Origin of the sequence: Pseudomonas sp. P108, assembly GCF_032613195.1 — a bacterium.
In the GTDB taxonomy this organism is placed as follows: domain Bacteria; phylum Pseudomonadota; class Gammaproteobacteria; order Pseudomonadales; family Pseudomonadaceae; genus Aquipseudomonas.
The window spans coordinates 3,927,063-3,939,808 of the sequence record NZ_CP126691.1 but is presented as its reverse complement, the minus strand read 5'-3'; the positions used below and the strand labels follow the sequence as shown (position 1 = coordinate 3,939,808).

Annotated in this window: 1 protein-coding gene (only partly in view); it reads left to right on the top strand. The window is 63.5% G+C overall.

Features of this window, described 5'->3' with window-relative positions; all coding sequences use genetic code 11:
- Positions 1-12,746, top strand: partial view of a non-ribosomal peptide synthase/polyketide synthase gene (locus QOM10_RS17260; RefSeq protein ID WP_316916609.1) — the 3' portion only. The gene continues 5,101 nt to the left of window position 1, outside the view; 12,746 of the gene's 17,847 nt are visible here — the last part of the coding sequence; its start codon lies off the left edge, out of view; its stop codon occupies positions 12,744-12,746.

The window sequence follows — 12,746 nt, the reverse complement described above, 5'->3', positions numbered from 1 at the left end:
TCGCTTACATGCTCGAGGACAGCGCGCCCGTGGCGGTGCTGGTGCATGCGCCGACGCGTGGGCTGATCGGTGAGTGGGCAGGCGTGTTGGTCGATTTCGACCGGTGCACCTGGCAAGACCTTGCGCAGAGCAATCCGCAGGTGCCGGACTTGAGCGCGGCGAATCTGGCCTATGTGATTTACACCTCCGGCTCCACCGGCACGCCGAAAGGCGTAATGGTCGAGCACCGTAACCTGGGCAATTTGCTGCACTGGAGCGCCGGGCTGTGCCCGCTTTCGACCGGCGCCGCGCTGCTGCAGAAAACCCCGTTCAGTTTCGACGCCTCGGTGTGGGAGCTGTTCTGGCCGTTGAGCTGCGGCATGCGCCTGGTTCTCGCCGGCCCCGACGATCACCGCGATCCGGTCGCGCTGGTGCAACTGATTCGTGAGCAACAGGTCAATGTCATCCAGTTCGTACCGGCGTTGTTGCAACAATTCCTTGAAGTGGAAGAAGTCGTTGAGTGCAGCAGCCTGAGCGATGTGTTCTGTGGTGGCGGTGAGCTGACCGCCGCGTTGGTGCGCAGCGTCCGCGAGCGTCTGCCGCAGGTGCGCCTGCACAACGTGTATGGCCCGACCGAAGCCACCGTCGACAGCACGGTGTGGACACTGGAACCGCATGCGCCGGTGCCGCAATACGCGCCGCCGATTGGCAAACCGCTGTGCAATACCCGCGTGTATATCCTCGACGCTCATCAGCAACCGGTGCCATTGGGCGTGGTCGGCGAGATGTATCTGGGTGGCGTGCAGGTGGCGCGGGGTTATCTGAATCGGCCTGAGCTGACCGCCGAACGCTTCCTCGACGATCCGTTCAGTGATCAGGCTGGCGCGCGTTTGTACCGCACTGGCGACGTCGCACGGTATCTGGCCGATGGCAACATCGAGTATCTGGGGCGCAACGACGATCAGGTCAAGATCCGTGGTTTGCGCATTGAACTGGGCGAGATTCAGGCGCACCTGGCGCACATCGACGGCGTGCGCGAAGCGGTGGTGCTGGCCCGTGAAGACGTGCCAGGCGATCAGCGACTTGTGGCGTATTACAGCGGCGAGTGTTTTGAGAACGATCAGTTGCGAAGTCAATTGCTCACGCATCTGCCGGATTACATGGTGCCTGCCGTGTTTGTGTATTTGCAGGCCTTGCCGCTGAGCCCCAACGGCAAACTGGATCGCCAAGCCTTGCCGGCTCCCGACCAGACTGCACGGCTGACCCGCGCGTACGAAGCGCCGATCGGTGAAGTTGAAACCGTGATTGCCGGTATCTGGACCGAGTTGCTGAAGGTTGAGCGGGTCGGGCGCTTCGATCATTTCTTCGAGCTGGGCGGCCACTCGCTGCTGGCGGTCAATCTGGTTGCGCGCATGCGCCGGGCCGGCCTGTCGGCGGATATTCGCGTGCTGTTCAGCCAGCCGACGCTGGCCGCACTGGCCGCGGCGGTTGGCGGGGAACCCGATGCGGCGGTGCCAGCAAATCTTGTTCCGGCAGACTGCACGCGCATCACGCCTGATTTGCTGCCACTGATTACGCTGGATCAAGCGACGATTGACCGCATTGTTGCGAGTATCCCCGGCGGTGCGCGCAATGTGCAGGACATCTACCCGCTGGCGCCGTTGCAGACTGGCATTCTGTTCCATCATCTGTCGGCCGCGCAGGGCGATCCGTATGTGCTGCAGGCGCAGTTTGCCTTTGCCGATGAACAGCGTTTGCAAGCCTTCACCACTGCGCTGCAACGGGTCATCGAACGCCATGACATTCTGCGCACTTCGCTGTTCTGGGAGGGTCTGGAAGAGCCGGTGCAAGTGGTCTGGCGTGAGGCTTCGCTGGGCTGCGAGGCCTTGCAGCTGGACGCCGAAGCGGGCGATGCGCTGAGCCAGTTGCGTGACCGCTTCACCATCGATAACTACCGCATGCCCGTCACCGAGGCACCGCTGATGCGCGTGGTGTACAGCTGCGATGTGTCCAATCAACGCGTGGTTGCGTTGTTGCTGTTCCATCATTTGGTCATGGATCACGTCGCGCTCGAGGTGTTGCAGCACGAGATGCAGGCGTTTCTGCTGGGCAACGCCGCACACTTGAGCGAGCCGGTGCCGTATCGCAATTACGTGGCGCACACCCTGGCCGGTCTGAGTGAGCAAGAGCACGAAAGCTTCTTCCGCGAAATGCTCGGCGCGATCGATGAACCGACCTTGCCCTACGGTCAAAATCTTGCCCATGACGGTCCCGCGCAAGAAGCGCAGTTGACGCTGGAAAACACAATCAGCCACAGCGTCCGGCAACAGGCACGGCGCTTGGGTGTCAGCGCCGCCAGCCTGATGCACCTCGCCTGGGCGCAGGTGCTGGGGCAATTGTCCGGGCGCGACGCCGTGGTCTTCGGCACCGTCTTACTCGGGAGATTGCAGGGCGGTGAAGGCTCGGAACGCGCGCTTGGGGTGTTCATCAACACCTTGCCGCTGTGCATCGAGCTGAACGCCCATAGCGTCAAAGGCGCCGCACTGGCGACCCACGAACGCTTGAGTCAGTTGCTCGCCCACGAGCACGCGCAACTGGCGCAGGTGCAACAGTGCAGCGCGATGCCGGCGGGCACGCCGCTGTTCAGCACGCTGCTCAACTATCGTCACAGCACCCCGGTCGGGCCGATATCCGCCGAGGTGCAAACGGCGTGGCACGGCATGCAATTGCTCGATGCCGAGGAGCACAGCAACTATCGCCTGACCCTCAGCGTTGATGATCTCGGCGAAGACTTCCGCCTGAAGGTATTGGCCGGGGCGGGCATTGATGCACGGCGTATCTGCGGGTACATGCAGGGTGCGTTGATGACTTTGCTGAACGCGCTGGAGCACACGCCGCACGTGGGCTTTGATCGGTTGTCGATCCTGCCGGCAGCAGAGCGCGAACAGTTGCTGATGGATTTCAATGCGACCGAAGCCGACTACCCGCGTGAGCTGACGATTGCCCAGCGCTTTGAGTCGCAGGTCGCCGAGCGTCCGCAGGCTATTGCAGCGGTGTTTGCCGGACAGCCACTGACTTACTTGCAGCTCAATCGCCGGGCCAATGCGTTGGCGCATCACTTGATCGAATCAGGCGTGAAACCCGATGATCGTGTGGCCATCGTCGCCCGTCGTGGTCTGGACACACTGGTCGGGCTGGTCGCCATCCTCAAGGCTGGCGCCGGCTATGTGCCGATCGATCCGGCGCATCCCTCCGAGCGGATCAGCTATTTGCTCGGCGACAGCGCGCCGGTCGCGGTACTCACGCAAAGCGATCTGCGCGAGAGGCTGCCGCTGCTGACCGTGCCAGTGATCGATGTCGACCTGTGCGCATGGCCGGCACAGGCGCAACACAACCCTGCGGTGCCGGGCCTGAGCGTTGCGCATCTGGCGTACGTGATCTACACCTCGGGTTCGACCGGTCTGCCCAAAGGCGTCATGGTCGAGCACCAGACGCTGTCGAACCTGGTCGACTGGCACTGCGAAGCGTTTGATCTGCGCGCTGGCAGCCACACCTCAAGCCTTGCCGGGTTTGGCTTCGATGCGATGGCGTGGGAAGTCTGGCCAGCCCTGTGCACGGGCGCGACCTTGCACTTGGCGCCGAACCATGACGGCACCGAAGACATCGACGCATTGCTCGAATGGTGGCGCGGGCAACCGTTGGATGTGAGCTTCCTGCCGACGCCGATTGCTGAATACGCATTCAGCCAGAACCTCGATCACCCGACTTTGCGCACCTTGCTGATTGGTGGCGACCGCTTGCGCCAGTTCAACCGCGACCAGCGCTTCGCCGTGATCAACAATTACGGCCCGACCGAGGCCTCGGTGGTCGCCACTTCCGGGCGTATCGACGTCGGTGCGGCGTTGCACATCGGCAAACCGGTGGCGAACGCTGCGGTTTACCTGCTCGACGAGCAGCAACGCCCGGTGCCAATGGGCGTCATGGGCGAGTTGTACGTCGGTGGCGCGGGCGTGGCCCGGGGTTATCTGAACCGCGCCGATCTGACCGCCGAGCGCTTTCTGCAAGACCCGTTCAGCCCCTTGCCGAATGCGCGCATGTACCGCACCGGTGACCTTGCCCGTTGGCGCGAAGACGGCTCGCTCGACTACCTGGGGCGTAACGACGACCAGGTGAAAATCCGTGGCATGCGCATTGAACTGGGGGAAATCGAAACCCGCCTCAATCAGCTCCCCGGTATCAACGAAGCGGTGCTACTGGCTCGCGAGGACCAACCCGGCCAGCCGCAACTGGTGGCGTATTTCACCGAACGGGCGGGGGCCGAGCCACTGGCGGTGGCTGAATTGCGCGCGCAGTTGCTCATGCAGTTGCCGGATTACATGGTGCCCGCCGCGTTTGTCCGGCTCGAGGCTTTACCGCTGACCGCCAATGGCAAGGTCGACCGCAAGGCGTTGCCGAAACCTGATCTGGCCGCGCTGCCGATTCGCGAATACGTGGCGCCGCAAGGCCAACTGGAAACCGCACTGGCGCAGATCTGGGCCGACGTGCTGCAAGTCAGGCAGGTCGGTCGTCACGATCACTTCTTTGAGCTCGGCGGTCATTCGCTGTTGGCGATGCGCATGGTCTCGCTGATCCGTCAGCGCCTCGGGGTGGAACTGGCGCTGAATGATCTGTTTGCCGACGCGCAATTGAGCGCAGTCGCTGAAGTATTGAATCGTGCCGGCCGCAGCGCGCTACCGGACATTGTGCCGGCACCGCGTGATCAACCGCTGCCGATGTCCTTCGCCCAACAACGTCTGTGGTTCCTGGCGCAGATGACGGGTGGCAACTCGGCGTACAACATTCCTCTCGGCCTGCGCCTGCGCGGTCACCTCAACGTTGATGCCCTGCAAGCGGCGCTGGCACGGATCGTCGCCCGCCACGAAACCCTGCGCAGCCGTTTCATCAGCCTCGACGACAGCGCCCACGTGTCGATTGCCCCGGTCGACAGCGGTTTGCTCTTGCGCGTGGAAGACCTGCGCGAAGACTTGCAAGCCGGGCACACCGTGCAGGGATTGATGGCGCAGGAAGCCTCGACAGCGTTTGATCTGCACAACGATCCGTTGATTCGCGGGCGGTTGGTGCGCCTGGCCGACGATCACCATGTGTTGCTGTTGACTGTGCATCACATCGTCGCCGACGGCTGGTCGATGGGCGTGCTGACCGGTGAGTTGATGGCGTTGTATCAAGCGTTCAGCCACGGTCAGCCTGATCCGCTGCCGCCACTGACCCTGCAATACGGTGACTACGCCGTGTGGCAACGTCAGTGGCTCAGCGGTGAAGTGCTGCAGCGGCAAAGCGACTATTGGCAGCAGACCCTCGACGGCGCGCCGGCCTTGTTGACGTTGCCCAGCGATCGCCCGCGACCGGAGCAGCAGGATTACACCGGCGGCAACGTCGAGGTGTTGCTGGACGAACGCTTGAGCACTGGCCTTAAAACGTTGAGCCAGCGTCACGGCGCGACCCTGTTCATGACCCTGATGAGTGCCTGGGCGATGCTGATGAGTCGCCTGTCCGGGCAATCCGATGTAGTGATCGGCTCGCCGGTGGCCAACCGCAGCCACGCTGAAGTCGAAGGCCTGATCGGCATGTTCGTCAATACGCTCGCCGTGCGCATCGACACCTCGGGCGCCCCGAGCGTCGAAGCGCTGCTGGCACAGGTCAAGGCGCGGACACTTGAGGCGCAGGCGCACCAGGACCTGCCGTTCGAGCAGGTGGTGGAAATCACCCGGCCGGTGCGCAGCCTGGCCCACAGCCCGTTGTTCCAGACCACGCTGAGCTGGGACAGCAGCGTCGGCCCGCAACTGGCGTTGGGCGATTTGACCCTGGAGGGCGTTGCCGGGCCGGGCGAGGTCGCCAAGTTTGATCTGACGCTGACACTGGGTGAGGTCAACGGGGTGATTCGTGGCGCGCTGAACTACGCCACGGCGCTGTTTGATGCGTCGACGATCAGGCGTTACATCGGTTATTTCGAGCGCCTGCTCGAAGCAATGATTGCCAGTGATCAAGTGGTGCTGGAAAGCGTGCCGTTGCTGGCGGCGGATGAGCGTCAGCGCTTGCTCGGCGAATTCAACGCCACAGCGCGTGACTACCCGCAAACGCTGACCGTACACGGAGTTTTCCAACAGCAGGCTGCGGCGCATCCCAAAGCTGTGGCAGCGGTGCATGGCGCACATTCGCTGAGCTACTTTGAGCTGAACGCTCAGGCCAACCGTCTGGCCCATCATTTGATCGTCGAAGAGGGCGTGCAACCGGGCGACCACGTGGCGATCCTGCTGCCGCGTTCGCTGGAGTTGCTGGTGGCGCAACTGGCCATTGCCAAATGCGCGGCGGCCTATGTGCCGCTGGACATCAATGCACCGAGCGAGCGCCAGGCGTTCATGGTCGAGGATTGTCGGGCGGTGGCGCTGCTGACTTTGAGCAACGAAGTCCTCGACTACGCCGCGCCGCGTATCGATCTGGACACGCTGACCCTCAACGGTCAGCCGACGCACAACCCGAACCTGGTGCAGTCGTCCGAGGCCCTGGCGTACATCATGTACACCTCGGGTTCCACCGGCACGCCGAAAGGGGTAATGGTGCCGCACCGGGGCATCGGCCGCTTGGTGCTCAACAACGGTTACGCCGATTTCAATGCACAGGATCGCGTGGTGTTCGCCTCGAACCCGGCGTTCGACGCCAGCACCATGGACATCTGGGGGCCGCTGCTCAATGGCGGTCGCGTGGTGATCATCGACCATCAAACCTTGCTTGATCCGAATGCCTTCGGCCGCGAACTGAGTGCCAGTGGCGCGACGATCCTGTTTGTCACCACCGCGCTGTTCAACCAGTACGTGCAACTGATTCCGCAGGCGCTCAAGGGCTTGCGCATCCTCTTGTGTGGCGGTGAACGTGGTGATCCGGCGGCGTTCCGTCGACTGTTGGCCGAGGCACCCGCGCTGCGCATCGTGCATTGCTACGGCCCGACCGAAACCACCACCTACGCCACCACCTTTGAAGTGCGCGAAGTGGCAGAAAACGCCGAGAGCGTGCCGATTGGCGGCCCCATCGGCAACACGCAGGTGTACGTGCTCGACGCGTATCAGCAACCGGTGCCGATGGGCGTCACCGGCGAGCTGTATATCGGCGGGCAGGGCGTGGCGCTGGGTTACCTGAACCGGCCGGATCTGACCGTCGATAAATTCCTCCGCGATCCGTTCAGCGAGACGCCGGGCGCGTTGCTCTATCGCACCGGCGACCTTGCGCGCTGGCTGGCGCCGGGACAACTCGATTGCATTGGGCGCAACGACGATCAGGTGAAGATCCGTGGCTTCCGCATCGAGCTGGGAGAAATCGAAAACCGTTTGCTGAAGTGCCCGGGCATCAAGGAAGCAGTGGTGCTGGCGCGCCGTGACGGGCAGGACAGCCCGCGTCTGGTGGCGTACTACACGGCGCACGATGAGCACTTGGACAGCGCTGAACTGCACGCCCGATTGCACGCGCGTCTGCCGGAATACATGCTGCCGACAGCGTGGGTACAACTCGATGTCTTGCCGTTGAACAACAACGGCAAGGTTGATCGCAAGGCGCTGCCGGCACCGACTCAGGAGGCGCTGCTCAGTCGGGTCTACGAGGCACCGGCCAATCCACTGGAAGCAAGCCTGGCGCAGGTCTGGGCCGAGGTGTTGCAGGTCGAACAGGTCGGTCGCCATGACAACTTCTTCGAACTCGGCGGCCATTCATTGCTGGCCATGCGCATGCTCTCCCAGGTGCGCCAGCAATTGGGTGTGGAACTGGCGCTGGCCGATCTGTTTGCCAACCCGGAACTGGCGGCGGTCGCTCAAGTGCTGAGTCAGGCCGAACGCAGCAGCTTGCCGCAGATCCTGCCGGCGCCGCGCGATCAGGCGCTGCCGTTGTCCTTCGCCCAGCAACGCTTGTGGTTCCTCGCGCAGATGGACGGCGGCAACACCGCCTACAACATTCCTTTGGGCTTGCATTTGCGTGGTCGACTCGACGCCGTGGCCCTGCAACGGGCATTGGCGCGGATCGTCGCTCGTCACGAAACCCTGCGCAGTCGTTTTGCGCAATTGAACGACGAAGCGCAGGTGCTGATTGCCCCGGTCGACACTGGCCTGCCGCTGCTTGAGGAGGATTGGCGACAACAACCGCAGACCGACGAGGCCTTGCGCGCGCTGATCGAAACTGAAGCGCGCGGACCGTTCAATTTGCAGGACGGCCCGTTGATTCGCGGACGGTTGGTGTGTCTGGCCGATGAGCACCATGTGCTCTTGTTGACGATGCACCACATCATCTCCGACGGCTGGTCGATGGGGGTGCTGACCCGTGAATTGATGGCGTTGTATCAGGCGTTCAGCCACGGCGAGGACGATCCGCTGCCGCCGCTGGCCTTGCAATACGCGGATTACGCGGTGTGGCAGCGGCGCTGGCTCAGCGGCGAGGTGTTGCAGCGCCAGAGCAATTACTGGCAGCAGACGCTGGCCGGTGCCCCGGCATTGTTGAGCCTGCCGATCGACCGCCCGCGTCCGGCGCAACAGGATCACCACGGCGGCAGTGTCGAGATTGTGCTGGACACGCAGACCAGCGTCGGTCTCAAGGCGTTGTGTCAGCGCCACGGCGTGACGCCGTACATGGTGCTCATGAGCGCCTGGGCGATGTTGCTTGCGCGCCTGTCCGGGCAGTCCGATGTGGTCATTGGCTCGCCGGTGGCCAACCGTACCCGCGCCGAAATCGAAGGGTTGATCGGCATGTTCGTCAACACCCTTGCTTTGCGCATCGATACCTCGGGCGATCTGACCGGTGCAGCGCTGCTGGCACGGGTCAAGGCGCAGACGTTGGCGGCGCAGGCGCATCAGGATCTGCCGTTCGAACACGTGGTGGAGATTACCCGGCCGGTGCGCAGTCTTTCCCACTCCCCGTTGTTCCAGACCCTGGTGAGCTGGGACAGCAGCGTCGCGCCCGCCCTGGCGTTGGGCGGTCTGACGTTGGAAGGTCTGGCCGGGGAAAATCACTTTGTGAAGTTCGACCTGTCGCTGAGCCTGGGGGAAAACCCGCAAGGCATCCGTGGTGCGCTGCGCTACGCCACGGCGTTGTTCGATGAGTCGACCGTGCGGCGTTTTAGCGGTTACTTGCGGCGTTTGCTGGCGGCGTTGGTCAGTGATGATCAGGCCGTGTTGACGCAGGTCAATCTGCTTGCGGCGGATGAACAGCGGCGCTTGCTCGGTGATTTCAACGCGACGCAAGTCGATTGCCCGGTCGAACAACCGGTCCAGAGCCTGTTCGAAGCGCAGGTGCAGCGTCAGCCGGACGCCATCGCCGTGCAGTCGGGCGAACACAGCCTGACCTATCGCGAGCTGAATGTCCGTGCCAACCGTCTCGCGCATCACCTGCGCGAGCAGGGTGTGGGGCCGGATGCGCGGGTGGCGCTGTGCGTCGAGCGGGGACTCGATCTGGTGGTGGGGTTACTTGGTATTCTCAAGGCCGGTGGTGCCTACGTGCCGCTGGATCCGTCTTACCCGACGGAGCGCCTCGACTTTATGCTCAGGGACTGCGCGCCGGTGGCGGTGCTGGTCCACACGGCCACCCGATCGCTGTTTGCCGGGAGCGACGTGGCCGTGATCGACTTTGATCAATGCAGCTGGCATGACCAGTCGGAAACCGATCCGCAGGTGCCTGGCCTGACCCCTGCGAATCTGGCCTACATGATCTACACCTCGGGTTCGACCGGTACGCCGAAGGGCGTGATGCTGGAACATCGTGGTTTGTGCAATCTGATGCATTGGGGCTCGCAGATTTGCCCGCCGACCCCGGATGGCGCGTTGTTGCAGAAAGCGCCGTTCAGTTTCGATGGCTCGGTGTGGGAGTTCTTCTGGCCGCTGACGGCCGGTGTGCGCCTGGTGCTGGCACGGCCGGGCGGTCATCGGGAGCCGGCCTATCTGGCGCAAGTGATTCGTGAGCAGCGGGTCACTGTGGTCAAGTTTGTGCCGGCGTTGTTGCAGCAGTTTGTTGAACTGCAGGATGTCAGTCAGTGCACCAGCCTCACCGATGTGTTCTGTGGTGGCGGAGAACTCACGGCGGCGCTGGCTGGTGCTGTGCGCCAGCAACTGCCGTGGGTGCGCCTGCATAACGTGTATGGCCCGACGGAAGCCACGGTCGACAGCACGGCATGGACACTGGAACCGCACATGCCCGAGCCGTCCACTGAATTGCCGATCGGCAAAGCCATCTGTAACACCCGCCTGTATGTGCTCGATGCGCATGACCAACCGGTGCCGCTCGGCGTCATTGGCCAGTTGCACATCGGCGGCATCGGCGTGGCGCGCGGTTATAGGGGGCTGCCGCAGATGCAGGCCGAGCGCTTTATCGACAGTCCGTTTGTGGCCGGTGATCGCTTGTACCGCACCGGCGATCTGGTGCGGTACCGCGCTGACGGCAACCTCGAATTCCTCGGGCGCAACGACTTCCAGGTCAAGCTGCACGGCTTGCGTCTGGAACTCGGTGAAATCGAAGCACGGTTGATCCAGCACCCGCAGGTGCGCGAGGTGGTGGTGCTGATGCGCGACGAGCGTCTGGTCGCGTATTTCACGGCGCGCGAGGGCAACGTTGTGCCTGCTATCGACACGTTGCGCGCATTCGTGCTCGAGCAGTTGCCGGAGTACATGGTGCCGGGAGCGTTTGTTGCGCTCGACGCCTTGCCGTTGAGTCCCAACGGCAAGATCGACCGTCAGGCGCTGCCGGCACCGGGCCTGGACGCGGTGCTCAGCCGCCACTACGAAGCACCGCAAGGCGAGGTTGAAAGCTCGCTCGCGCAGGTGTGGGGCGAGGTGCTCAAGGTCGAGCAGGTCGGGCGCCATGACAACTTCTTCGAGTTGGGCGGGCATTCGCTACTGGCGATTCGTCTGGTCAACCTGCTGCAACGTGCGGGGCAACAGGTGACGCTGGCGGAGCTGTTCCAGCGTCCGAGTGTCGAGTCGCTGGCGGCGCTGCTCAGTCAACGCCATGCCGTGCCCGCGCAGCCGGAAGGACTGGTCGTGGTACGACCGGGCGAGGGCGGCAATGCGCTGTTCCTGATCCATGAGTTCAGCGGACGGGACGTGTACTTCCCTGCATTTGGCCTGCATATCGAGGGCGAGTTTCCGATTTACGGCTTGCCCGGTGTGCCACTGGGGCAACCGCAACTGCGCACCCTTGAGTGCATGGCCACGCGGATGGTTGGGATTATCCGCTCGGTGCAGCCGCATGGGCCGTATCGTCTGGCCGGGTGGTCGTTTGGTGGCTTGCTGGCGTATGAAATCGCGCAGCAATTGCTCGGCCTCGATGAGGCGGTGGCGTTTGTCGGCCTGCTCGATACCTACGCACCGCATCCGGCCAGCCAGGATAAAACCCGCTGGAGCGGCGAGCATCGCGACAAACGTCAGTTACTGGAACATTGCCGCGCGCGTTCGCAGATGCGCGGTGCAGAAGGGCTGCCGGCGTTGGCTGAGGTCGAGCGGCTGGAGGCTGAAGTCGAACTCATTGCGTTTGACGCACTGTTCCAACGCTGCTGCGAACAGCAATTGCCTGACCCGGAACTGGCCGCACTGAGTGCAGCGGATGCCTGGAGTTACTTTGATCGTGAGGCCGCTCATGGCCTGGCGCTGGCGCATTACCGGGTCAGCCCGGCCAGTCAGCCGGTGCACTTGTTCCGCGCGCAGGGATTAATGCCGGGGCAGGCACAGCCGAGTCCGACCCGTGGTTGGGAGAACAAGGTCGGTACAGGTTTGCTGCGCTGCATCGATGTGCCGGGGGATCACCGCAGCATGATGAAAAACCCGGATATTCAAGCACTCGGCCAGGCCTTGAGTCAGGCCATGGCAGCGGCACAGGCCCCGCAACCACATGCTTATCAACCCGTGTTGACGATCCAGAGCGGACACCCCGGGCATGCGCCGATCTTCTGCGTGCCGGGGGCGGGCGACAGTGTCACCGGATTCATTCACTTGCCCGAGGCCTTGGGCCCGGAGTGGCCGATCATCGGTCTGCAACCGCGCGGGCTCGATGGCAACGGCGTGCCGCACAGTCAGGTAGAAGCGGCAGCCGCGTGTTATCTGCAAGCCGTCGAGCAGTTGTATCCGCAAGGCCCGGTGCACCTGATCGGCCATTCGTTCGGCGGTTGGGTCGCGCATGCCATGGCCGCACAGTTGCAGGCAGCCGGGCGCGAGGTGGCGTCGTTGACCCTGATCGACAGCGAATCGCCCGGCGGCAACGGTAAGGCGGGCAAACCGTACACCACGACTGCCGCGCTGGAACGCTTGATCGAGACGCTGCAACTGTCCAGTGGCAAGTCGCTGGGCATTGATCCGCTGGCGTTCGCCGGGGCTGACGACACCACGCAAATGCGCCTGTTGCACGAGGGCATGGTGCGCGCCGGTGTGTTGTCTGCGCGTTCGTCAGCGCAGGCCATGCACGGCCCGGTCCGCACCTTCGCCACCGCGCTGCGCACGGTCTATCAACCGCAACGGGCCTACACCGGGCCGGTGCGGCTGGCGCTGGTCGATGACCCGACGCTGGATGCCTGGGGCAATCAGCGCGAGCAAGCGGCGATGGTCGAAGGCTGGCAGCGCCAGGTCGCGGATCTGGCGGTGTGGTACGGGCCGGGCAACCACTTCACGATTCTCAAGGCGCCCAACGTCTTCAGTCTCGCAGCGTGGTGGCATGACGGCCTGAAAGTGCCGGCTGGCCAAGTGGTTTCCTGA